The organism is Faecalibacterium sp. AM43-5AT (genome assembly GCF_003603345.1).
GTDB classification, from domain to species: Bacteria; Bacillota; Clostridia; order Oscillospirales; family Ruminococcaceae; genus Faecalibacterium; species Faecalibacterium taiwanense.
The window spans coordinates 314,172-336,141 of sequence record NZ_QVGZ01000001.1; the positions used below are offsets into that span (position 1 = coordinate 314,172).

Here is a 21,970-nt window from a genome sequence, read left to right on the forward strand (position 1 = left end):
AAATCGCCTCACTCTCTCGGATATTCCAGTAAAGTGACGCTCGCAGTAATCCATGTCGGAACGCCGAAAGCGTCTGTGTACTTGGTCTTGAATTTCACGGATTTGATGACCCACCGATAGCTGCCGAAGACTTCGTTGCCAAGGACAAACGGCAGCGTCGTGTGATTATCGACATACCCCTTCAGGATCTCGCGCTGCTTGCTTGGAGCCACGCCAAGGTACGCCGAAAGTTCAATGTCGAACGTGATGGTGTCGGCATCTGTGCCCGTAAACTCGGCCAGAGCCTTGCCTCCGGCTCGCTGGTGGGTGGTGTATCTGGCAGACACGCTCTGCGCCATGTCCTTGATGGTTTTGACGTAACCATCGAACACGGCAAAGATAATGTCTCCGAGGCATCCAACAATCACGGATAAATCCCTCCCAACACGAAGCCGTCAGCGTTGAAGCACGGCAGGTACAGACAGATCACGATGTCATCAATGGCGGGCACCCACCACACCACATGGGATTTGTGCTGGTGGTTGGTGGAGTTGTCCGCGCCCGTGACCTTTTCCTCCTCATCCCAAATCTGGCGGGTGCCGTTCTGGGTGTTGAGGATTTTCAGTTGATACGGAGACGGGTGCGTAAACTGGTGGTCATGCTGCCCAGCCTCCTCGGTGTACACAATGGCCTTGTAGTGCTGCATCACAGGCAGCCAGCCGGAAGTAATCCCGGTGTCCTCGAACTTCACGCGCACAAGGCGTTTTTCCTTGTTCACATCGGTAACTTTTCCGATGCGAACATCGACGTTCATGTTCATCAGTAACCTCCCAGCGTATGGCGGCCAATGACTTGCGTGGTGTACCCACCAGAGCCAGATACTGTGTGCTTAGACTGCTTCACGATGTACTTCCCGGACCACGGACCGAAGCCCTCCGCATTGAACGTCAGGCCAGCCACCTTGCCGGGGTCGCCCGGAAAGGTGAAGCTCATTTGGCGTTCAAATTTGTTGTAGAGCCGGAGTTTCTTTGCAGCCAGTTCTTTGGCTTCGGCCTTGCTGGTGACCGCTGCCATGACTTCCAGCTGTTGGTTGGTCTTGCTTTTAGCATCGTAGTCCTTAACGTAGGCAATGCCCTCGATAGCCTTGCCATCAGGCCCAACGTAAGATACCCGGCATGACGCATACTGTGTTCCAGCCCGACCGAGCGAATGACCATACTTGATATAGCTTTTGTCGTCCAGCACGGTAGTCCACACAGCGTCCTTGCCCTCGTACTCCTGCTGGTCAAAGATGACGATTTTGCCATCGGTGCATTTCAGCGACAGCCCTGCATCATGGCAAAGCTGCTGCAAGAAGTCGATGTCAGAGCAGCGGTACTGCTCGACACGTTTATACTCCGGGTCTTTCTTCGCAAGGAACTGGGACTTCATACCGTTCTTCTGCGCCATTTCGTTGGCAATGCCGGAGAGCTTGTACTTTTCCCACCCCTTGCTCTGCTTTGTCTGCCGAATCTGGCTCGTGTACGGTAAGCCCACGGCCTTGATGGTGATGACGCTGGGCGGCCCGGTGGCCACCACGCCGTCAAACTCAAACACGCCGCAGTCGAGGGCTTCGTCCTTGCCATCGGAGTGCCAGTTGCAGGCGGTAATGGTAGCTCGGATTTTCAGACTTCCTTCTCCGCTGCCAGAGGATGAACCAGAAGAACTGCTGCCAGATTTGCCGGAGATCTCGCTGGCATCCACCCAGCCGTAGACACGGGATGTGCCATCGGTGTGGATGACATGGTATGGATGCAGCGCGCCCTCTTTGATGATGGTGATCTTGGCCGGGCCAGCCTTGGGATTTCCATTTGCCTTTTTGTCCGTGGATGCCTTATAGTGCGGACCGCCAAGGAACTGCACCACATCGCCGACCTTATAGCCGTCGGAAGATGCAGCCGATACATCGCCGTCTATCATCTGCTGGAGCCAGCTCTCCATCCAGATACCATCACGATCTTGCAGTTTGATTTGCAAGTCGTCGGAGGCATCCTCCTCGTTGTCGATGAACGACAGCGAGAGCAGGTATGGCATGATGCTGCTGGTAATATCCACACCGTCAAACTCCACCGTACACTCGGCATGGCGGGCAGTATTTTCATCGCTCATGTGACCACCTTCTTCCACGGCGGCAGGGTCGAACTGGTCTTGGTTTCGATTTCCGGGAGCGCCAAAACGATTCCGGCGGGAAACTCAAAATAGTTCAGATACTGCGAGTTCGCAGCCATCAGGCGGGGCGCAAGGGCGCAGCTGCCGAGCTGCGTGTATGCCACGCTGTCCCAGCGGTCGCCCTGCACGGTGGTGTAGGTTTTGCTCATGCGTAACCCCTCCTGAAATTATCGGTGTCGTTGTCACTCACGATTTCCAGCACAGCTTCCCGGAGGTCGTCATTCTGGGCGTTCAAGACGCTTCGCAGTTCATCCGTATCTTGCATACCGTAGATGTGGTAAACAGGCGCAACGGTGATAGGAGCTGCGCTGCTGGTGTTGGAGCCACCAGATGCAGAGCCGCCGGGCAGCTGCACTTCCGTAACGGAGCGGGTTTCGCCGCCGTTGAAGTAGACCGAATTGCCGCCATTGACAGTTTCTACATATCGGTTGTACTCTTCACGCAGAGTCTGGGCTTCCTGCTCCTCACGGATGGCATCCCGGACAGCGGACAGGTCAATTGCATTTGTGCTGGTGATCTGTTCCAGCTGCCGCGCCTCGTTGAACGCTGCGCGGGTCTCCGGCGCGGTCAGCACGGTTTCGCCGCCGTTGAAGTAGACCAGCTCCGGGCCGTTCTCGCCAACGATGGCAAAGCCCGGCGCAGCGGATTCCGTGCCGACTGCATAGCCGGGGATGTTTCCGTTCTTCTGGTCGATGTTGTAACGCTTATTCGCCCCGGCCAGCGCATCAGAGGCAGCGTTCGCTACCTTTTCGTATGCCTCCTTGACACGAGGCATCATGCCCTCTGCGCCGTCGATAAAGCCCTGAACGGTGGACTGTGCGCTCTTCATGGCCTCGTCGTTCAAGTCCATGTCGGCCACACTGTCAGCCACGTTCTGTGCGATCTCGTCCATGGCATTGCTCATGCCGGTTTCGAGGTCGGCCATGCTCTCGCTGGTGGTTTTCTGCGCCTCCTGCAAGGAGCGGTAATTCTCGACCATCTTTGCGAGGTCGGAATCCGACGCAGCTGCCATGCCAGCAATGGCGTTCACAGAATCCTTGCTGCCATCGGCAAAGCTGGCGATAACATCGCTCAAGCCGTCAATATCGGCAGCGCGCTCGGTCAGGCTTTCAAGATTCTGGTTGTAGTTGTCCCAGTAGGTGATCTGGCTTTCCAGCGCGGAGTTGATGCTGGATGCGGAGGTTGCAACGACCTTTTCTGCGGTATCCCACAGGTCGTACTGCTTGGTGATGCTGTCATAGGCCGCATTATAAGCGTCCGTGTATGCCGAAACGAGTTCTTGAATCTCCGCCTCGGCGTTGTTGATAACATCGGTGACGGCCTGCTCCTGTGCAGCCACATCGTTTGCGCTGTTGGCGGCATCCTGCTGCGCTGCGTTCAGGCTATCGACTGCATCCTTGGCTTCCTGATACTCGGCCTCAGCTGCATCGATGGCCTCCTGATCCTGCTCTACGGCCTCGGTGTAGTTTTCGACTTCTCGCCGGGCGGTAACGAGGTCATCTGAATATCCCATGTACTCGGTGCGCAGCTGCTGCACATCCTCGCTCATAGTGCGCCACGGGAGATCCTGAACAGTGCCATAGGTCAGCTTAAACTGCTCGTCCGTCATGCCGAGGGCAGTAAGCAGCTTATCATAAGCAGCGGACATCCCAGCATTGGACTTTTCGACCTTGGCCTGTGCGGTAGCAAGTTTGGTCTCGTTTTCCGCACTTTCGACCAGCACATTGTTGTACTGCTCGTATAGACCGTTCAGGTATTCCTGCCGGGCTTGCGCCTTTGCATCGGCCACATAAGCGTCCGTGTGCTGGCGCAGGGCTTCGGTGCCGCCCTTGATGGAATCTGTTTCAAGGTCAATATCATCTGCCAGACTGGGCACCAGCGCAGACAGACGGGCAAGGGTATCGTGATACTCGGCATTCCCGGCAGTATTGCCGTTTGTGGCAGCTTCGATGGCCTCCAACTTGCTGATGTACTGGTCGGCAACGCTGGCGGTAGCTTCCATGTTGGAGAGTGTGGCATCGTAGTTGTTGCCAGCTTCCTCCACGCTGTCGCCCATCTCTCGCGCCGCACTGGTCAATTCCTTAACAGACGGAACGGCATCGTCAGACGATGTAGCAAGCGCAGTAACGAGAGTGACCGTTCCAGCAATCGCCACAGATGCAAGCGTCAGCGGCCCAGCAAGGCCAGCCAGCGAGCCTGTGAACAACGTTGCCGCTGCATGAGCCAGCTTGATGCCAGCAGCCACAGCGGTCAGCGTTCCAACCAAGCCGCCAAGCGTGACCGTTCCGGCGGCAATGCCCTTGACCACGCCGGGGTTTTCCTCGACGAAGCCCTGCATCCAACCCAGCACTTTAGCCCCGACATCGTACAGCTTGGACATAGTCGGGGTCAAATCCTCGCCGATGGCGATTTTCAGGCCGTCAGCGGCAGACTGCATCAGAACCAGCCTGCCGTTCATGTTGTCGAGCATGGTGCCCGCCATCTTGTCGGCAGACCCGGCGCAGTTGTTCAGGGCTGCGGTGTAGTCTGAGAACGACTGCCCGCCCTCGGCGGCGGCCTCACTGCACCCGGCCATGATGGTTTGCAACTTGGAATACTGGTTTGTGCCAGCAATGGTCTTGGCAAGGTTGGCCTGCTCTTGGTCGGTCAGGTCACCCCAGACCCCGGCAATCCCAGTAAGGATGCTGGACAGGGACTGCATATTGCCCTGTGCATCGTAGATGTTCACGCCATAGTTCGCCAGTTCGTCACCGCACTTTTTCGTGTTGGTGGCAAGGCGGGTGAAGATGGCGTTCAGGGCTGTACCGGCCTCGCCGCCCTTAACACCGGCATTGGCCATGGTAGCCAGAACTGCGGTAGTTTCCTCGACAGAGTAGCCAAGGGAGGTGGCGGTAGATGCACACGCCTTGTATGCCTCACCCAGTTGGATCACGTCCGTGTTGGAGTGAGCCATAGCGTAGGCCATCACATCGACAAAGTGAGTGGTGTCGGAGGCTTTCAGGCCAAAGGCGGTCAGATAGTCTGTGACAATATCAGACGCCTGCGCCAAGTCCATATTGGCGGCAGCAGCCAGATTCAGCACCGGGCTGATGCCCTCCAGCATAGACTGGGTGTTCCAGCCCGCCAGAGCCATGTAAGACAAAGCGTCCGCAGATTCACCGGCGGTGAACTTGGTGGTTGCGCCCATCTCCTTGGCCTTGTCGGACAGAGATTCCAGCTCATCGCCGGATGTGCCGGACAGGGCTTCGACGTTGCTCATGGATGCTTCAAAATCACCTGCGGTGTTGATGCAGTCCATGTATGCGTCTTTGATTTCGCCGAGGGCTTTTGCGATGCCAGCCGTGGCAAGCACAGATTCAACGGCATCGAGGGCTTCGACAGATTTCTCACCGAAGCCCTTTGCGCCCTCTCCGGCCTCGTCCATAGTCTTTTTGAGGCCAACCTGCTGGTCTTTCAGCTTATCGACCTCGGTTTCCAGCCGAGTGGTTTCTGCTGTCAGCTGCGTGGTGTCAACGCCAGCTTCCCGCAGAGTGTTCCCGGTGGTAGCCAGACGCTGCTCATAGGTGTGCAGGGAGGTCGTTGTCTTGTCGATCTGCGCCTGCTTGGAAATCAGCTTGTTTTCCAGTGCAGAGGAATAGCCCTCGGTCTCCTGAATCTCTTTCTGGATGTTATCGTACTGCTGCTGCAAGACGGCCAGCCGCTGCTTGGTGGAGTCAACGGCCTGTTGCTGCTTCTGGTACGCGGTTATGTCGGACTGTACCTTGTTCAGCTGCTGGATTCTGTTCTGTGTTTCCACAAGAGCCGACTGTGCAGCCTTGAAGGTGCTGGAGAAGTTGCTGTTCTGTTTGGCGGACAGGTTGAACAGCAACTCCCATTCTTTTCGAGCCACTACTTCGCCTTTCTCGCCTTTTCGCGCTCGGCAGCAATGGCATTGTTGGTATCAATCCATTGCCGCAGTTGATACAGAGGCATTGCAAGCCAGTATGGTGCAGGGGTGTTGTTGCCCTGCGCCATCAGAAGGGCTTGCCGCCGCAGCCACTCTCCACCATCATCAGTTACACATCCGACAGCATCAAAAAATTTCTTGCTTTGGTGCGGATGGTGTTGTAATCCCGAATGCTCATTGCGCCGATAACGTCAACGCCGATGGGCTGCGTACACGCCCGGCAAGCCATCCGAATCAGATATCCCGCACTCATGCTCGGCACGATAACCGGCTGGCGCAGAGCGGACATTTCAGCCTCGATTGCAAGCGAATCGTTGCCGGTCAGCTTGCCGAAGTCAAACGTCAGGGTGTCGTACTTCTTGCCCTCATACTCAAACGGCTGAATGAGCTTGTGGACGTACACATAAGGGTCGGTGGCAGCTTTGTTCGCAGCGGCGATGGCTGCATCGTACTCCTTATCGCTGATGGTGGTGTTCATAGCGGCTGCTCCTTTCGCAGTTAAAAAATAGGCCGGAGCCGCAAAATGCAGCCCCGGCATAACGATTGGCTCTGATTACTTGCCCAGCGCCTTGCGGACAGCTGCCAGATAATCCGTGCCGTTGATGTAGCAAATGAAGTTCAGCGGATCCAGTTCACGCACCTTCTTGCCATCGAGATAAGTTGCCCAGTAGCGGACAGCGTACTCGCCGGAGCCGTTGGCGGGAGTCGCCGGAGCGATAGTGCCGCCCTTGGTGGACTTCGGAATAACGACAAGAACGTGCTTTTCAGAACGAGCATCAATAGTGCCATTGATGGGATCCTCATACTGAACAGGAACACGCAGATCAATCTGGTGGCGGCGAATCTCGGACAGCTTGATGGACTGTGCCGTAGTGGTGCGAAATTCCAGACCAAGGGTCATTGCTTCGAGATGACCCAAAATAACGGCATCAATGTTGCCGCCGATGCCGGCGCCGGAGATAGACTGCGTCAGAAAAGTCACATCAGGAAGTGTAGCTTTTGCCATTCCCGCATACTCAATGCTGTCTTCGTAGACAGCAAAATTGATAATGCTCTGATCGATTGCCATAGTAGTACCTCCTCTTTAGGACTGGAGTGCGCTGGTCACATAGTCAGCGTCATACTCCAGCACGAAGTCAATTTCCTGCGCCGGAGAGGGCGGGGTCATGTAGACGTGCAGCTTGATTTTACCCGCCATCAGGCTGGTCAGGGGGTTCTCGCTTTCCAGCATCTCCACGCGGGCGCCCAGCAGGTAGCCTGCGCCAACCAGACCATTCAGCCAAACGTTTGCGCTGTCCAAAATGGTGTCAATCAGGCGGCGGTTCATCGGCTTGTCCAGCTTAGACCAGAAAGTCTTGATGAGCGTATTGGAAACATAGTCGAACATCCGGCTGATGGGGATGAAGTAGTCCTTCACATCAGTGGACTTGGGGTAGCAGCCAGTGTGGTTGCCCCATGCGGTCCAGCTGCCCATGAAGTTCAGGAACGTGCAGATGCCAGCGGCATCGACCACGTTTGCCTGATTGTAGGTCAGGTTGATAGCTGCGCCGTCATCGTCGCACAGACCGTCGATGTGGACGGTCTTGTTGGAAGGGCTCTCGTAGGGAATGCCGCCATTTTTGGTGTCGGTCTCTGCGAGGCAGCCCGCCATGACGGTAGAGCCGTGGAACTTCTTTTCGCCCAGAGTGCCGTTAGGCCAGCACGGAATGGACTTCTGGTCGTAAGTACCAGCGTTCTTGGCCTGCACTGCGGCAGTATAGGTCTTTGCAGAAATGTCCACCAGAGCCTTGCCAGAGAACATACCGTTGATGGAGCCCGCCTTCGCAGCCAGCGCAGCAGAAACGGTAGCTTCCTTGGAGAAGCCGGGTGCCATAATCAGGTCAGGCACAATGCCGAACATAGTCAGGCAAGCCTCGACCTGCTCTACGGCAGCTGCCACAGCCTCTGCCTCGGCGTTTTCTGCGAGCGGCAGAAAAATGACCGGCTGGCAGGCACACAGCTTGAAGTGATAGTACATCACCTCGCAAACGGTGAACTTTGCCCAGTCGTTGTCATAACCCAACTGTTCCTCCGCTTCGGTGTAGCTGGTGCACAGCACAGGGGTGCCAGCGGTTGCAGCGGTGCCAGTTGCCTTGGACAGCGGTGCAGTACCGATGACAAAGGGGATGCCGCAGGTTGCGGCGTTCGGGGTCGCCACGGCGGTGTCGGCGCGGCTGACGTTAATACCATGATCTGCCATAGTATGTAATCCTCCTTACTTGGATTTGGCGAGCATCCGGGCATACGCAAGGATGGCCTCGCCGCGTGCTTTTGCCTTTTCAGGCGTGGTGTTCAGTTCGGCCACATCGATGATGAAGTCGGCCACGCCGGGATATTTCTCGGTGGCGATTTTCACATCGTCACGATTCACCGCCTCCGCAGCAGCGCAGGGGTAAATCGTATTTTTCTGGATATAGCCCAGAATGGACGGACCAACGTAAATGGAAACGCCGGGCTTGCTCTGCGCAGGCTCGGCGTTCACGGTGGTTTCGGCGGGCTGTTCCGCCGCGGTCTTTTTTACCGCCATAATTTAATATCCTCCGTTTGCTGCACGGTCGGCAGCTTCCAGTGGGTAATCATCTCTCCGGCGTAATACTGTCCAGACCACTCATCGTAGGGCAGGCTTTCCAGATTGTGACCGGGAGAAAGGTCAAGGGCGAACTGGTACCGCATTTTGCCATCGGAACCAATGCCGCCGATTTTGCGCTTTTTGAGCAATTCCACCCGAAAGCGTTCCATCATGTTCAGGAGTGCAAGCTCGCCTTCCTGTTCATCCGGGTTGTAGCAGCAAAAAATAGAGCGCACAGAAACGACCGTACGCTCCTCGCTGCCCGGCTGCTGTTCGGTGGACAGAGGGATGATGCGGTGGATGATGTAGGGGGCCTTTTTCTGGGCCGACTTGCTGTCGGGCAACCGCATCAGGTAGACCGCAGGTGCACGTTCTTCCTGTTCGGTATCGCCTTTCTGCATGGCCACCGGGAGAAGCATATCTTTCATTACTTCCTCGGTGAACGCTTTCAGCTGTTCAAGCAGTACAACGCAGTTCATATCACACACCCCATCCGTTCAAAATTCGCGTGATCTCGTGTTCGATGCGCTCCTCATAGGTGGATGCCATCTTTTCTTCAATGGAATCCATGACGCTCTCGTTGGAGTACATCATCTGCGGCGTGGCTGGGCCATACAGTTCCTTGACCAGGAACCGTTTTTCGCCCTGCCTCTCGTAGATTCCGTAGTGCGAGCCCATCTTTGCCGAAAAAGCATGGTCAATGGCTTGCCGGGAACTGGATTTTTTAACACGGGTAACGACACGGCCACTGCGGTCCACCTTGGTATCGAACACCCGAAGCGGAATCACGCTGCCCCGATATCCGAAATTGATGGAGATCTCGCCGCCGCTGCCCCTCTGAATGTTGTTGATGTTCTTCGTGCGGTTGAGAAACTCGCTGCTGCTGATGGCGTACTCCTGCGTCACGGCTCGTTTTGCCACCGTTTTTCCGGCAGCGGCAGCACGAGCGAGGGCAGAACCGACCGCCTTGTTTGCGCCGCCGGGAATCCCGGAGAGCAGCGCAGCCACACGGTCGAAACCTTCCTCGGCAATATCGACAGCAAGGCCGGCGTTTACGTTGTGCATCATAGTGTCGGTTGTGACATCGCTCATTCGTCAATCGCCTCCAACTCCACACGCAGCATCCCCATCTCGCAGACGGAAGATGCCACATAGTAGGTGCGAACGAAACCGTCTTCCTCGATTTTGAGCTTGCACCCCTTTTCCGGCTGGTTTCCGCCGAGGGATGCAATGTTGCAGTGCAGCACCCTGCTGACCTGATACAAGCCCTGTGCGTGGTCGCTGATGGCCTGGCGCACACGCTCTTTCTCATTCAGGCCAGTAAGCACGAGAGGCACATCTGGGTACTCCTCGCCATCGTAGTAGACGGTATATGTTTCGGCAAACTCGTCCAGATTCAAGAAAACGCCGTTCAGGTCTTCCTGAACAGCGTCCTTGAAGCCGCTCATGCGGTGGGCATCGCAGCTGCCAGTTCAGGGCCATCGGTGCACTCGTCACCGGGCACAACGTCCTCGGCGCAGATAGCCTGAATGAGTGCGTCCTTTGTCTTGAACTGCTTGGTGTCGATGCCCATATCTGCGGCCAGCTTTTTCAGATTGGCAACGGTCATATCGTGCAGCTGGTCGGGGTCGAGGTGTGTCGCCTCAGAGCCGTTCTGCGAGGCTTCGGCTGCGGGGGTGTCGTTACCTTCCGCAGTTGCCGGAACGTCCGCAGGGGCGGTTTCCGGGGCAGTGGGCGCAGAAAACGCGCATTTTGCCACGCCCAGCCCGATAAGGCGGCGTGCTTCGCTTTCGCTGACCTCGCACTGTTCACCACGCATGACGGTGTGAATGCCCGTCTTGGTGCGGCAGCCATAGCCGCCGCAAAGAATCTCAACAAGCATCGGTATACTCCTTTCTGGCCAGACTTAGCCGACCACGTTCTTGACGCGGATCCACGGGCAGTAGTTGTGGGGTGCAGCCAGCGGGCGGGCCTTGAGAATGGTCTTGCGCAGGTCGTTCTCCTGATTGAGGCTGAACTTCGGAACACGGCGACTTGCGATGGTGGTATGCTTGGTATCACCGTAGTTGATTTGGGTGATGGCACCATACATCAGGTGGCCGCAGCCGGGAGCGGTGACCAAGGCATCGGTCTTGGGGAACTGAGGCCGCGCCTTGCCCTCATCGTCAACATAGGTCTCGTCAACGGAGATCAGGTTCAGCTTGTGCCCCTTGAAGTTCAGGGTGCCACCATAGACCACACCATGATACGGGCTGAGCTGCTCCTCAATCTGGCCCACAATGATGCCAGAGTTCTTGTCCAGCAGGCGCTGCACCTTTTCGAGATCCAGAATGGCATTGTAGGTATCGGCACCCAGCAGCAGGTCTGCGGAAGCCAGACCACGGCTGGACAGCATATCACACATGGCAGCAACATCCTCAAAGAACTTGCCACCTTCCTCGTTCCACTTTGCAGCAGGGACATAGATGTGGTCGTTCTCATGGCCGGGGTTGTAGAACTTCACAACCTTCGTATCGCCCTTGGTCTGGTTGTCGATCATTTCCTGCATGGTGCAGCCGTTATCCAGCATAGTCTGGGCGCACATCCACTCCTCACGGCGAACGATGCGGGCATCCATATCTGCCAGGTCTTTCTGGGTCAGCTTGGCCGCACGCTGTGCAGGGGTACTGTTGGCATAGATGGCCTCGCCAAAGCCACGCTTCGTCAGGTCGTCGGTGGACAGCTCACGGCTCATGCCGATGAATGCAGGCTCAAGCTCATGAATCTCGTAGCCCATGCGCTCCATCGGGATTGCGCCGACACGAGGCGCAACAAAGGCTGCCATCTTCTGGTCGCCGTCCATGTATTCGGTCAGAACCTTGTTGGACGCAAAGATGTCCTCGTCGCTGGTCGGGAAATAGCGGTCACGGAAGAAAGTCTTCTTGGGGACGACCCTCTTATAGACGGCCATCAGGGTGTAGGTATCGAAAAAATTCAGTTCAGCAGGCATGATATATCCTCCTTACAGTGCCGGTGCAGCGGCCTTGAAAAAGATGCCGCCCTCGCGCAGGGCATCCTTGTCAGCCTCGGTCATGGTGTAGCTGTCGGCCACAATGCACTTGTTGGTGTTGAAGCAGCCCGTCAGGTACACAGGGACGGTCACATCATCGGACGTGCCGACCTCAACGTCATCACACAGGATGCAGTTGGCAGTCAGCACCTCGTCGCCAGTGGCCGCGGTGCCCAGCACCACCAGTTTGCCATCGCCGGAAGTGCCGCTGGACTTTGCCAGAATGGTGCCACGCTTGATGGTGGCAGCCTCGGCCAGCTTACGGATGGTGCCGCCGCTGACCACCAGCTTAGGATAGATGTCGGCAATCAGGCCGTCATAATCCATGCTGCCCAGTCTTTTGTTCAGCTCAGTCATTGTAGTGTTCCTCCTTACTTTTTCTCGTCCCCGTCAAGCAGCGCAGCGACGGCAGCATCAGCCGCAGCCATGCGTTCAGCCGGGGTCTTGGGTGCATTGCCCGTTGCATCGGGCAGGGACTCCGGGTCGCCGGTTGCGGATGCGCCCGGCACGGCCTCCACGCCCTGGGCACCGGATGCCTGATTGTCGGCCGCCAGCTTCTTCAGGAACTCGTGGCCCTGCGCAGCTGCGGCCTTGGCAGCGCGGAAAGCCAGCTCACGGGCATCGCAAGCGGCCTTGCCGTACTTGGCCTCCTGAACCATAGTCGGGTCGAACAGGTTGGCCACCTCGTCAATTTCAGACAGGCGGGTGCGCTCGTTCTGGGATGCCTGTTCAGAAGCGCTCTGCTCAAGCTGGCGGCACAGCTCCGGGTTTTCCTTGCGAAGCTCCTCGATGGTAGTTGCCATAGTGGTATGTCCTCCTTCGTTGGACTGGGCGGCGGGTGCCGCCGGTGTATTTGCAGTAGCGGTCGCAGGTGCAGCCGCTTTAGCCATAGGAATATTGCCGGGCAGTTTTGTGCCCGGTCTCAGGTGCAGGGCGTGGCCCTTGGCGTAGATGGTCTGCCGGTCGGCACTTGCGGAGATCTCCACCGGCTCGGCATCATCCAGCAGCTCATTTGCAAAGCCCTTTTCCACGGCCTCTTTGCCGGTCATGTAGGTGGTATCGGACATCATGTGCAAAAGCACGGTCTCGGAGAGGCCGGTCTTCCGCTTATAGATGGAAACCTGACTCTTATCCCATGCGTCGTTGGCATCTGCGGCTTTGCGCAGTTCATCGGCGTTGTAGTTGCCCCAGATGAGCGACCAGCACTTGTGAATCATCACGAGGCTGGATGGGTTGGCCTTGACGGTATCGCAGGCGCACATGATAAGGCTGCCGCCGGACATGGCCACGCCGTCCACAATACAGGTCAGTTTCGTACCCTTGGCGGTCAGCTCACGCAGCCTGTTGTGAATCAGGATGGAAACGCCAGCATCGCCGCCCACGCTGTCCATGCGGATGGTGATCTCCGAACAATGCTCGACCTGCTGCAAGTCGGACAGGAACTCGCTCTCAATGATGTACTGACCCGGAATCGGCTCACCCGTCCACCAATCCGTGGGCTGCGTGTCCACGATCTGGCCGTACATGGTGATGTCAGCGCTCTGGCCGTCAGTGCTGGCCATTGCATAGCAGGGCCGCTGGATGCTCACCATCGGGGTGCTACTCGGTGCTTTCGGCATTTTCTTTACCTCCCTGTGTAGTGACACTTTCTGTGGTTTCGATTACGCCCTCGCTGCCCGCAGCTTTGAGCTGCTCATTTTCGTGGGCCAGCTCTGCGACATTGTCCTCCCAGTCGCCGCCGCCCAGCTCGCGCGTGACCTGCTCATGGGTGCGGAAGCCGTGATGGGTCTGGAGCACGGCGGCCTCGACCTCTTTCTTCGGGTCAAGGGTGCCCTGCACAGGCCCAATCCACCGTGCGCCGCACCATGCAGCACGCACCAGAGGGTCATCAAAAAAGCCCGGGGCGATTACTCGTCCACGGGCCACAGCCTCAGAAAGCCAAATTTCATATACAGGCTGGCAGAAGCTGCCTACCAGCCATGCACGCCGCATCTTGATACCTTCCCATGCCTCCAAAAGAGAGGCACGGCTGGCCGAGTAGCTGGCGTTGAACTCTTTCAGCAACAGCTCATACGGCATTTCAATGGCACCACCCATGAGTTTGCACAGCGTTTTGACGAACGTATCAAACCCTGCGGTGGGAATATTGGGGTTTCCGAACTTGATGTCCTCGCCCTTGCCGAGGTGCGCAACCGTACCCGGCCCCATCTCATACTCGTTCGGGCTGTGGCTGGCGTTGTCAGCCTTTGGGTTGTCCACAGGAACACCGCCGAGATCTCCGCTACCGGTTTCGTCAAACGGGATAGCGTTCTTCGGGGTATCGGTGACAATCCATGCCGTGAAGAAGCTCTGCACCAGAGCTGCCAGCAGTTCCGACTCCGTATATCTGCGAAGCTGGAGCAGCGGTTCGATGATGGGGGCAATGAGCGGGACACCACGGTACTGGTCCGGACGTTCGGACTCCATAATGTGCAGGATCTGGGGCAGCCCAGTTGTCGCACCGACCGCCTCCACTCGCTGCCATTTGGTGATGTCATTTCGCCACTCATGCGGATATGTGTTGCGGACGTGGTAGGCCACGATCATGCCGCTGCTGTCCACTTCCACACCATCATAGATTTTGTTCCCGGTGTTGGGGTTTGTGCCCTCGGTATAGCCCAGGCCATCCAGCATACCGCCGAGCTTATCCGGGGTGGACACACGGTCAGCCTCCACCAGATGCAGCCGCAGCCCGTAGGGGTGCAGCTTGTCCGGGTCACGAATTTTCACCACGGCGAACACATCACCGCTCATAAGCCAGCTTTTCAGGGCCAACTGCTGCAAGCCGTAGAAATCGTTCAGCCCCATGGCATCACAACTGCGGCGGTTTTCGGCCCAAAGCCGGAACTCTGCCTCGGTTTTACTCTGCCACTCTTTGGCTTTTTCCGGGGATAGCCCCAGTACGTTTCGGTCAACGGTCGCTTTCAAGGTCAGCCCGGTGCCAACGATCTTCGTTCGATTCGTGTTGATGGCACTGGTCGCAACAGGTGCGCTCATGTAGAGCATTCTGCTCCGCTGCCGCAGAATATCTGCGTTGTCGTGAATATCGCTGCTCGGAGAGCTGCTGTTGGGGAAGAAAGCCCGCAGCGCACGCCGTTTGTAGGATGCGCCCGCCTCGCTGTAGCCGCTGGCCTGCGGTGCAGCGGTGACGCGGTATCTGACACTCAAGAGTAATCGCCTCCGTAATTTTCAAACTAAGCGGGCTGGCTGGGGAAAGGAGTAAAAAGCAGCCAGCCCGCGGCAAAGGCCCTTTCGGGCCGTCACCCTAAAGGATCACCAATCGCGCGGGATAACGGAGAATGCCTTGCGGGCACTCTGGCCGTTCAGCAGCGCGGTCAGTTCATCGACCTTTTCCTCGGCATCTTTGATCTCATCGCTGAGCTTGCCGAGGTCAAGACGTGTGAGTTCCCGGTCGTCCAGACGATAGCTTTTCACGCCACCGGAAAGCAGCTTGTTGTAGGCCACATACAGGTTATCAAGCCGCTTCGTGTGGAACTCCAGCCGCTTTTTGATGGTCACGGTATCCATAACTCACACCTCACCAGTCGTCTAAAAAGTTCTCCCGCCTCCGGCCGGGGGGCGGCTGGGGACGGGAGACGGGTTGTTGAATATTTATCACCGGGACTGCCGGTGCCTCTGGTGCCTTGCCGCGCAGCCTTTTCAGCGCCTGGTCGATGGCATCAAGGTCTTTCGGCAGCACCTTGTAGGCCGCTATGGCATAGTTTCGGCAGTCAAGAGGTTCGTTTCGCTCATGGCCGGAGATTTTATCCCATTGCCACGGGTTGCGGTGGCCCTCTTTGTATATCAAATGCTCTGACAAGAGGCCGTTGAAGTAGCCGAGGCCGTAATCGTCCCGGCGTGGGAAGTGGCAGTACCGAGGGCCCGGCTCCTGCACTTTCAAATCGTCCATGATGATTTGCTTGCCAGCGTCAACGCCCAACTGGTACTGCCAGCACATCCCGATGTAGCGGTTCTGCACCGTGATTTTCACCTGCTTTGGCGGGCCTGTGAACGGCCGGTCGGAGCCGGGAAAGCCCTTGATGCAGAAAACCTTTTTGCCGATGCGGTCATGGCAGCGCTGGCGCACCTCTTGGGTGAAATGGCCGCCCTCGTCTACAAATTTGATGGAAACGGGCAGCTCTAGGCCGTCAGCAAATTTCAGCTTGCGGTCGAAAACCAGCTCGTCCAGTTGCTGCCAGACCTCGTCACTGTCCGGGCGGCCCATGATGATGCCTTTTTCGATGCCCCATGTTTCACCGAAGTGGCCGAAGCCCACGATTTCGTACTCCATGCGGTCATCCTGTGTGTCAACGCCGGCAGTCAGCACCAGCACACCATCCGGCAGTTCCGCAGGGTATTCCTCCCTGCGGCCAAGCATGGTGTCCTCGTCCTGCACATCGCCGCGATCTTCCCACAGCAGCCCCAGACGGGTGTTGTAGACGACCTGCATCTTCTTGGTGTCGCCCAGCGCATTCAGGTATTTCAGCACGGTGTCTTTCCATGCCGCCCACTGCGAAACAAAGCTGTTCAGCCAGAAGCTGCGGATACCGTTCTCATAGGCGGCGGGATTTTCCGCTTGCCAGTGAGCTGGTGCCCGCTTCATGGTCACTTCGTCCGAAATGCAGGCGCACTCCGGGCAGAGATACCACACGTCCTTGACCTTGTAGGTTTTCTCTCCGTGGGTTTCGATGGTGTCATACTCGTACCGAATATCTTCCCAACGCAGTTCATGGAATCCCTTGCAGTGCGGGCACTGGGATACCCAGCGCTCCATCGTGCCCTTGACGTAGGACTTGGCAATGGCACTGTGTCCCTTGATGGTGGGTGTGCTGACTTCCACAGCCTTTGCGTTGTAGAAAGTGGTCTGCCGGGCCATTGCCAGTTCCCAAGGGTCGCCCTCTGTGCCGGCACTCACTGCCCAGCGGTCACGCTCGTCACCCAGCACATAGCGGATGGGCTTTGATGCCAGAGCGTGCGCCTCGGTAGATCCGCACATGGTCAGGATGCCGCCGGGATAACTTTTCTGCAAAATCGTGTTGCCGCTGTCCCGGCTCTTTTTCTCCGCGACCTTGGCCCGCAGTGTAGGGCAGTCTCGTATCATGGGGGCGATACGGAGCTTGCTGTACTCCTTGGCATCCGTCATTTGGGGATGGATGAAAAGAATACTGCCGGGGTCAACGTCAATGGTGCGGCCTATGACATTGTTTTCAAACTCCGACTTGCCGACCTGTGAGGACGCAACGACAACGATATGATGGATGCGCGGGTCAGAGTATGCGTCCATGATTTCCACCAGATAGGGCGTTCTGCTGTTGCGCCAGCGGCCTTGTTCGGCAGATGCTTCCGGGGACAGGACGCGGTTTTGTGCTGCCCACTCGCTGACCGTCACGTTGGGCGGCGGGCGAATAGCTGCTACCAGCTTTGACACCAGAGCGTTCAGGCGGTCTACTGCGGCGTTGTCACTCATCCTCGTCACCGCCCAGTTTATCAGTCCACGACCGGCGTTCCCGGACGCGAGCCTCATACTTGGCCGGGTCATAGCGGAACAGAGCAATTTCCTCCGCAATCTGATTGACCTCGCCGCGCATATACTCTGCAACCTCAGCAGGGTCAGACAGAGCAGCGGCATTGATGGCCACCCGGCTGGGCAACGCCATCAGCGCACCCCGGATGGTGTAGATAAGTTCAGCGGTCATGGCCGCCACATCCTCGCTGCGGTGCATCTGCCCGGACAATTCCTTGGCTTCTGCCTGTGCGATTTTGGCCTTGCTGGTCTTGAGCGTTGCCTCTGCTTTGGCCTTTACCCGCTCAATCTTCTTGGCTTCCTCCGCTTCTTCCTTGGTCAGTCCGCCACGGGAGATGCTGCCGATGTAGGCTTGCACGGCATCAGACAAGACGAACTTGCCCCTGCTGACGGTGGTAAGCACACCATCCTGTGTCAGCTGCTGCACTCTGCGGCCTGTGATTCCCAGTATCAGAGCCAGTTCGGTGGTGGTCACGTTTCTGTCAGCAAGTCTTTCTTTTGTAGGCATCCAGAAACCACCTCCTTTTCTGGTAAAACTATCTGGAAAATTCCTTGAAATTCGTTATACAAAGCGTAACGAAATGGCTGATTTTTCCCTTACTAACTAGCACGATTTCGGGGTCGACGAGCCCGCTCATGGTAGGGTACCCCCGTCACAGTACCTTTTCGGCACTGAACGGCTGCTCCTGCCCACTGTCGGGCGGGTGGAGCGCAGCTTCAACCATTGCAGGGTCATACACGAAGGTGAACTCCATGTCCTGCACAGGCGCAGGCTTATTAACGTAGATGTCTACGACAGGCATTGTGATACGCTCCTCTCTCAGATGCTGCGGATGACCTTGGCCTTGGAGTATGTCGGATGGTCTTTGGTCATCATGTTCAGGAACTCGTCTTTGGTGAAGCCGGACAGACGGAAGATTTCTTCGGGCTTCATGCCCAGCTGCTTGCCGATCTCGTCCACGGTCTTGCCCTCGTCCATGAGCTTCTTCACGATGGCTTTCATGGGGTCGAGCAGGTGTGTGCCGCGGGCGCGGTTGTGGGTGATTGTGCCGTATACGTCGGCACTCTCGTCACCGTGATGGTCTACGACTACGACAGGCACCTTGCCGCCCAGCAGGGACAGCAGCGGTTCACGGCCTGATACTGTCCAGCGGTGGAAGCCGTCAATGATGGTTCCGTCCGGGCGTACCACGATGGGCAGCGTCCAGCCGTTGGTCAGGATGGACTGCACCAGCAGCTTCAGGTTCTCCTCACTGACCTTGTTGGGGTTGTAGTCGTTGGCGTGGATGGTGTTGCGGTCTACCCACTGGAGGGATGCCAGCGGTGCGAATACGTCAATGTTTTCCATGGTTCTGCTCCTCCTTGATGCGGGCGTTGTGGTCGTTATAGATGGTGGTCCAGAGGATGCGCAGGATACGCATCTTGGGATCTCCGTACAGCAGCCCCTCATACATGGTCTTGTAGTGCTTCTCCTCGGCGATACCATACGTCTTGATGAACAGTCCGCGCCAATGGTCGAGGTGCGACTTAGTGTCCTTGGCGATGGTGTACTTCTCCGGGTGGAGGAACAGCAGGTCTTTGCAGAGGGCTTTGTAGTCCTTCTTCTCGGATTCTTCTTCCAGTTCGCCACGCTTGCGGGTGGTGCGCCGGAACATTTCAGAATCCCAGTAGAGCAGAACGAGGTAGGCATTGGGCTCTCGCCGCTGGATGCGCTCCCACAGGTCGTTGTCCGTTTCAGCTATCCAGCGGAGGCCTTGTGTGCCGCAGTCACCGAAAAACGCGCACAGCCGGAGGGCGTTCTTTCGGACACCCGCCTCATAGAGCCTCATATAGATTTCAGGGAATTCAAGGTTTCGCTCTTTGATGTAGAGCCAGACATCGGAATCCGACCAGTCATAAATGGGATAGAACTTGCCGCCGCGGGTGATGCGCTCCATCTTGGTGTTGGCGATGCATTTTAAGCGGGTCAGGCTCTCTGCGGTGCGCAGACCGACAAGCTGGATGCCGTCGGAGAACGCCTTGGAGCAGAATGTCTGATAGTTCATCTCCCCGGCATAGTGGAGATACGGGCTGTACATGATGGCAAAATCAGGAGGTTTCCGCATCCACACATCCTCTTTGCCCGGTTCCCACGTTATCCACGATTCGGAACTGGAAAGATGGTCGATTACGGACACCTGTTTGAACGGCAAGCAAAACCATAAGAATTTTGCGCCGACCGACAGGAAGTTGCGCCGCCAGCGGTGTGCTGCATCGACCATGGAGGGATAGAGCCCTTCCTCGTCAATGAACGTCACCGTCAGCTGTTTGGGGTCAAGCTCGCCGGAGAGAATCATCTCATACACGAGATTGGCCATGCACAGACTGTCCTTGCCAGAGGAAAACGACAGATAGATTTTGCAGCCGCAGGCGAACACATTGCGGATGCGGATCTTCGCCGCCTGTAGCACGTTCATGCTGCTTTCCACTACTTTCACAGGCATATCAGTTCACCACACTTCGGGCAACGGATGCGCCTGTGCCGCTCTACGCTGTTGTCCGCCTCTGGAGCAGTGGTTTGCGGTTCGGAAGGTGTAGACGCCTCCAGCACCGGGGAGGGCTGCTGCGGGGCAGCGGAGACGTCTGGAACAAGCTGTGGGGCGTGAACCACCGGGTAGGTTGGGGTTTCGGCATACGGAATGTGTTCTTCTGCCTGATGGCGATTGATGGGTGCGATCTCGTTTTCCGGGAAATCGCCGTAGGAGCCGATTACTTCATCAGCTTCATCCGTGGTGCTGTTCAGCATTTCCAGCAGGTCAGCATCCCAGCCCGGAACGTCCACATCGCCGTCCAGTTCCTTGACCAGTTCTTCGATGGCATCCACATCGGTAAAGCCGAGTTCATAGACCTTGTTGTCGGCCATCATCAGCTTTTTCTTCTGCACATCGGTCAGCCCGACCATCACATAACAGTCGCAGGTTTCCCGACCCATGCGGAGCAGGGCTTCGTACAGACCGTTGCCGGCAATGATTTCGCCATCCTCGGCAACGACCAGCGGCTTCACCTGTCCGAACATCTCAATGCTGCGGATGTACTCGGTGATTTGCTTATCGGAGTGCCGGCGGATGTTGTGGGCAGGCTTATGCAGTTCTGCCAGTTTCTTTACCGTGATGTTCATCGTGCATCCTCCTTTCGGTCAGAAACGAGGTGCAGCACGACCGAGGCCAGCAGCACAGCAATGATGATGTAGAGCCGGATTTCGCTCATCAGCGTCCAGATGCCCATGACACCCAGCGGAATCACGATCTGCCACGAGCACACAGTGATAACGTCCAGAATGAAGCCCATGGTGTCACCGAACACCAGATACTCCGAATAGAGGTAGGTGGACAGAGAGGACAGGGCGATGATGGTGATAAGGATAGCCTTCATAGTGTTCAGCAGCGGGCTGAAATTGACCCATGTGAGCAGCGCGGCCAGCACCATGTAGATGCCGAACATCACGCCAGCAAGGACAAAGGACATCTTCATGTTTCCGCGCCGGGTGCCATCGCTGTTCTTGTCGTTGTAGGAGAACAGGGAGTAGTAATACGGATAGGTGAACGGACCGGGCAGCAGCAGAAAGCCCTTGTAGAGCCCTGTCTGGATGCCGGCAGCGTTCAGGCCGGGGTCGATGTTGACGAAATTGCCGCGAGTGTAGACCAGAGCAGCAACGACAACAACGGCCAGCAGGCCATAAACCACCACCCACGAAAACCCATCCGACAGCACGTTGCGAATCATGCCGTCTTTGAGCAGCAACAGCAGAAAGACGATGCAGGTGCCGTACACAATAAGTGTGCCTCCGGTGGTTCCGATGGGTGTGTCGCCGAAGATCTCATAGATGCCGGACATCTGCGTCCACGTCTGGAACACGGTCAGGAAGCCGATGAAGTAAAACATCACCTTGCTCTGCATCAGCCGCCGGACTGTCGGGATATATTCCGCGAACAAACCGAACAGGATGCAGGCCAGCGAATTGAACACCGCCCAGATGATAGCCGCCGCTGCGCCGTTGTTGATGGCCAGCGTGCGGAAGTTCATCAGACTGCCCACTCCTGCCCACGATGCAACAATGGAGCAGGCGTAGAAAATAGTGGGGTTTGCCTTGAATTTTGCCTTGATTTTCTGATACATGGAAAAATCTCCTTCTTTGCGGCCGGGCACGGCGAAATGTCCAGCTTGCAGCACCTCGGCTTTTCGGGGGTGCTGCGGTAATGCCACACGCAAAGGAGAGCAGCGTGCGGCTCGGAATCCTCCTTTCAGGTATAAAAATAGCGGCACCCGCCATTTCTGGCAGGCACCGCTTGGCTTGATTCGGATTTTGCATCCTAATCATATCACCGGGAGCATCCGTTGTCATCTGAATCCATATCAAAGCGTTGCTGGTCGTTGCTGCTCGTTGATTTTCGTTCTTCTTCGTTGCTGTTTGTTCTTGTTTATTGTACGGCATTACACGCCGTGTGAAACCGTCCTACACCGTCCATCACCGTGTGAAACAATCTGCATTGATTTTTGATATTTTCAGTTTGAATTTAACTTTTGGCGGCCAAAATGTAAAACTCATTTCTATATTTGGCCGTATTTTATGAAAATTTT

Annotated in this window: 25 protein-coding genes; all 25 read right to left on the reverse strand. The window is 56.7% G+C overall.

Translation table 11 applies throughout. The features are described from left to right. Positions 1-8 precede the first annotated feature (8 nt). The 25 genes from DW937_RS01695 to DW937_RS01810 all read right to left on the reverse strand — a co-directional run bounded on the left by DW937_RS01695 (position 9) and on the right by DW937_RS01810 (position 21,508). Positions 9-407, reverse strand: coding sequence for a phage tail protein (locus tag DW937_RS01695; RefSeq protein WP_120119916.1), 399 nt, complete (start codon positions 405-407; stop codon positions 9-11). Further along, complete coding sequence (locus tag DW937_RS01700; protein WP_120119917.1) at positions 404-799, reverse strand: hypothetical protein; 396 nt, start codon at positions 797-799, stop codon at positions 404-406. The genes DW937_RS01695 and DW937_RS01700 overlap by 4 nt, the downstream gene beginning before the upstream one ends. Next, complete coding sequence (locus tag DW937_RS01705) at positions 799-2,127, reverse strand: phage late control D family protein (RefSeq protein ID WP_120119918.1); 1,329 nt, start codon at positions 2,125-2,127, stop codon at positions 799-801. The genes DW937_RS01700 and DW937_RS01705 overlap by 1 nt, the downstream gene beginning before the upstream one ends. Further along, complete coding sequence (locus tag DW937_RS01710) at positions 2,124-2,336, reverse strand: tail protein X (RefSeq protein WP_120119919.1); 213 nt, start codon at positions 2,334-2,336, stop codon at positions 2,124-2,126. Before DW937_RS01710 ends, DW937_RS01705 begins: the two co-directional genes overlap by 4 nt. Next, positions 2,333-6,076 carry a phage tail tape measure protein gene (locus tag DW937_RS01715; protein ID WP_133300953.1) on the reverse strand — a complete coding sequence of 1,248 codons (3,744 nt, stop codon included), beginning with the start codon at positions 6,074-6,076 and terminating at the stop codon, positions 2,333-2,335. Before DW937_RS01715 ends, DW937_RS01710 begins: the two co-directional genes overlap by 4 nt. A 166-nt stretch (positions 6,077-6,242) precedes the next feature. Then, a complete protein-coding gene (locus DW937_RS01720; protein ID WP_120119921.1) occupies positions 6,243-6,611 on the reverse strand; it encodes a hypothetical protein in 369 nt (122 codons plus the stop codon). Positions 6,612-6,686: 75 nt separating this feature from the next. Then, on the reverse strand, positions 6,687-7,202 hold the full coding sequence (locus tag DW937_RS01725; RefSeq protein WP_120119922.1) for a phage major tail tube protein: 516 nt from the start codon (positions 7,200-7,202) through the stop codon (positions 6,687-6,689). 15 nt (positions 7,203-7,217) lie between these two features. After that, positions 7,218-8,372, reverse strand: a complete 1,155-nt coding sequence (locus tag DW937_RS01730) for a phage tail protein (RefSeq protein ID WP_120119923.1) — start codon at positions 8,370-8,372, stop codon at positions 7,218-7,220. A gap of 15 nt (positions 8,373-8,387) precedes the next feature. Continuing rightward, positions 8,388-8,699, reverse strand: a complete 312-nt coding sequence (locus DW937_RS01735) for a hypothetical protein (protein ID WP_120119924.1) — start codon at positions 8,697-8,699, stop codon at positions 8,388-8,390. Next, positions 8,690-9,220, reverse strand: coding sequence for a hypothetical protein (locus tag DW937_RS01740; protein ID WP_120119925.1), 531 nt, complete (start codon positions 9,218-9,220; stop codon positions 8,690-8,692). The genes DW937_RS01735 and DW937_RS01740 overlap by 10 nt, the downstream gene beginning before the upstream one ends. Before the next feature lies 1 nt (position 9,221). Next, the gene (locus DW937_RS01745) at positions 9,222-9,833 is read right to left on the reverse strand and encodes a hypothetical protein (RefSeq protein WP_120119926.1); all 612 of its coding nucleotides are present in this window, start codon (positions 9,831-9,833) and stop codon (positions 9,222-9,224) included. After that, the gene (locus tag DW937_RS01750; RefSeq protein WP_120119927.1) at positions 9,830-10,189 is read right to left on the reverse strand and encodes a hypothetical protein; all 360 of its coding nucleotides are present in this window, start codon (positions 10,187-10,189) and stop codon (positions 9,830-9,832) included. The genes DW937_RS01745 and DW937_RS01750 overlap by 4 nt, the downstream gene beginning before the upstream one ends. Further along, positions 10,186-10,623 carry a hypothetical protein gene (locus DW937_RS01755; RefSeq protein ID WP_120119928.1) on the reverse strand — a complete coding sequence of 146 codons (438 nt, stop codon included), beginning with the start codon at positions 10,621-10,623 and terminating at the stop codon, positions 10,186-10,188. The genes DW937_RS01750 and DW937_RS01755 overlap by 4 nt, the downstream gene beginning before the upstream one ends. Before the next feature lie 24 nt (positions 10,624-10,647). Next, positions 10,648-11,730, reverse strand: a complete 1,083-nt coding sequence (locus tag DW937_RS01760) for a major capsid protein (RefSeq protein WP_120119929.1) — start codon at positions 11,728-11,730, stop codon at positions 10,648-10,650. Positions 11,731-11,742: 12 nt separating this feature from the next. Then, positions 11,743-12,147 carry a head decoration protein gene (locus DW937_RS01765; protein WP_120119930.1) on the reverse strand — a complete coding sequence of 135 codons (405 nt, stop codon included), beginning with the start codon at positions 12,145-12,147 and terminating at the stop codon, positions 11,743-11,745. Positions 12,148-12,161: 14 nt separating this feature from the next. Next, positions 12,162-13,409: a head maturation protease, ClpP-related gene (locus DW937_RS01770; RefSeq protein ID WP_120119931.1), complete on the reverse strand. Its 1,248-nt coding sequence runs from the start codon at positions 13,407-13,409 to the stop codon at positions 12,162-12,164. After that, positions 13,390-14,997, reverse strand: coding sequence for a phage portal protein (locus DW937_RS01775; protein ID WP_120119932.1), 1,608 nt, complete (start codon positions 14,995-14,997; stop codon positions 13,390-13,392). The genes DW937_RS01770 and DW937_RS01775 overlap by 20 nt, the downstream gene beginning before the upstream one ends. A gap of 105 nt (positions 14,998-15,102) precedes the next feature. Further along, positions 15,103-15,357, reverse strand: coding sequence for a hypothetical protein (locus tag DW937_RS01780; protein ID WP_097772604.1), 255 nt, complete (start codon positions 15,355-15,357; stop codon positions 15,103-15,105). A gap of 10 nt (positions 15,358-15,367) precedes the next feature. Beyond that, positions 15,368-17,296 (reverse strand): terminase gpA endonuclease subunit, encoded by a 1,929-nt coding sequence (locus tag DW937_RS01785; protein WP_120119933.1) that lies wholly within the window; start codon positions 17,294-17,296, stop codon positions 15,368-15,370. Continuing rightward, positions 17,289-17,861, reverse strand: a complete 573-nt coding sequence (locus DW937_RS01790) for a hypothetical protein (protein ID WP_120119934.1) — start codon at positions 17,859-17,861, stop codon at positions 17,289-17,291. Before DW937_RS01790 ends, DW937_RS01785 begins: the two co-directional genes overlap by 8 nt. 145 nt (positions 17,862-18,006) lie before the next feature. Beyond that, entirely contained in the window at positions 18,007-18,156 is a 150-nt protein-coding gene (locus DW937_RS14810; protein WP_165852857.1) for a hypothetical protein, read from the reverse strand. 17 nt (positions 18,157-18,173) lie between these two features. Next, entirely contained in the window at positions 18,174-18,701 is a 528-nt protein-coding gene (locus DW937_RS01795; RefSeq protein WP_120119935.1) for a ParB N-terminal domain-containing protein, read from the reverse strand. Continuing rightward, positions 18,688-19,836, reverse strand: coding sequence for a phosphoadenosine phosphosulfate reductase family protein (locus tag DW937_RS01800; RefSeq protein ID WP_120119936.1), 1,149 nt, complete (start codon positions 19,834-19,836; stop codon positions 18,688-18,690). Before DW937_RS01800 ends, DW937_RS01795 begins: the two co-directional genes overlap by 14 nt. After that, complete coding sequence (locus tag DW937_RS01805) at positions 19,827-20,510, reverse strand: ParB/Srx family N-terminal domain-containing protein (protein WP_120119937.1); 684 nt, start codon at positions 20,508-20,510, stop codon at positions 19,827-19,829. Before DW937_RS01805 ends, DW937_RS01800 begins: the two co-directional genes overlap by 10 nt. Further along, positions 20,507-21,508 (reverse strand): hypothetical protein, encoded by a 1,002-nt coding sequence (locus tag DW937_RS01810; RefSeq protein WP_120119938.1) that lies wholly within the window; start codon positions 21,506-21,508, stop codon positions 20,507-20,509. The genes DW937_RS01805 and DW937_RS01810 overlap by 4 nt, the downstream gene beginning before the upstream one ends. Positions 21,509-21,970: the final 462 nt, after the last annotated feature.

Coding starts and splice junctions, on each gene's coding strand:
- DW937_RS01700 (WP_120119917.1), bottom strand. CDS start 799: ATGAACATGAACGTCGATGTTCGCATCGGAAAAGTTACCGATGTGAAC.
- DW937_RS01705 (WP_120119918.1), bottom strand. CDS start 2,127: ATGAGCGATGAAAATACTGCCCGCCATGCCGAGTGTACGGTGGAGTTT.
- DW937_RS01710 (WP_120119919.1), bottom strand. CDS start 2,336: ATGAGCAAAACCTACACCACCGTGCAGGGCGACCGCTGGGACAGCGTG.
- DW937_RS01720 (WP_120119921.1), bottom strand. CDS start 6,611: ATGAACACCACCATCAGCGATAAGGAGTACGATGCAGCCATCGCCGCT.
- DW937_RS01725 (WP_120119922.1), bottom strand. CDS start 7,202: ATGGCAATCGATCAGAGCATTATCAATTTTGCTGTCTACGAAGACAGC.
- DW937_RS01730 (WP_120119923.1), bottom strand. CDS start 8,372: ATGGCAGATCATGGTATTAACGTCAGCCGCGCCGACACCGCCGTGGCG.
- DW937_RS01735 (WP_120119924.1), bottom strand. CDS start 8,699: ATGGCGGTAAAAAAGACCGCGGCGGAACAGCCCGCCGAAACCACCGTG.
- DW937_RS01740 (WP_120119925.1), bottom strand. CDS start 9,220: ATGAACTGCGTTGTACTGCTTGAACAGCTGAAAGCGTTCACCGAGGAA.
- DW937_RS01745 (WP_120119926.1), bottom strand. CDS start 9,833: ATGAGCGATGTCACAACCGACACTATGATGCACAACGTAAACGCCGGC.
- DW937_RS01750 (WP_120119927.1), bottom strand. CDS start 10,189: ATGAGCGGCTTCAAGGACGCTGTTCAGGAAGACCTGAACGGCGTTTTC.
- DW937_RS01755 (WP_120119928.1), bottom strand. CDS start 10,623: ATGCTTGTTGAGATTCTTTGCGGCGGCTATGGCTGCCGCACCAAGACG.
- DW937_RS01760 (WP_120119929.1), bottom strand. CDS start 11,730: ATGCCTGCTGAACTGAATTTTTTCGATACCTACACCCTGATGGCCGTC.
- DW937_RS01765 (WP_120119930.1), bottom strand. CDS start 12,147: ATGACTGAGCTGAACAAAAGACTGGGCAGCATGGATTATGACGGCCTG.
- DW937_RS01770 (WP_120119931.1), bottom strand. CDS start 13,409: ATGCCGAAAGCACCGAGTAGCACCCCGATGGTGAGCATCCAGCGGCCC.
- DW937_RS01780 (WP_097772604.1), bottom strand. CDS start 15,357: ATGGATACCGTGACCATCAAAAAGCGGCTGGAGTTCCACACGAAGCGG.
- DW937_RS01785 (WP_120119933.1), bottom strand. CDS start 17,296: ATGAGTGACAACGCCGCAGTAGACCGCCTGAACGCTCTGGTGTCAAAG.
- DW937_RS01790 (WP_120119934.1), bottom strand. CDS start 17,861: ATGCCTACAAAAGAAAGACTTGCTGACAGAAACGTGACCACCACCGAA.
- DW937_RS14810 (WP_165852857.1), bottom strand. CDS start 18,156: ATGCCTGTCGTAGACATCTACGTTAATAAGCCTGCGCCTGTGCAGGAC.
- DW937_RS01795 (WP_120119935.1), bottom strand. CDS start 18,701: ATGGAAAACATTGACGTATTCGCACCGCTGGCATCCCTCCAGTGGGTA.
- DW937_RS01800 (WP_120119936.1), bottom strand. CDS start 19,836: ATGCCTGTGAAAGTAGTGGAAAGCAGCATGAACGTGCTACAGGCGGCG.
- DW937_RS01805 (WP_120119937.1), bottom strand. CDS start 20,510: ATGAACATCACGGTAAAGAAACTGGCAGAACTGCATAAGCCTGCCCAC.
- DW937_RS01810 (WP_120119938.1), bottom strand. CDS start 21,508: ATGTATCAGAAAATCAAGGCAAAATTCAAGGCAAACCCCACTATTTTC.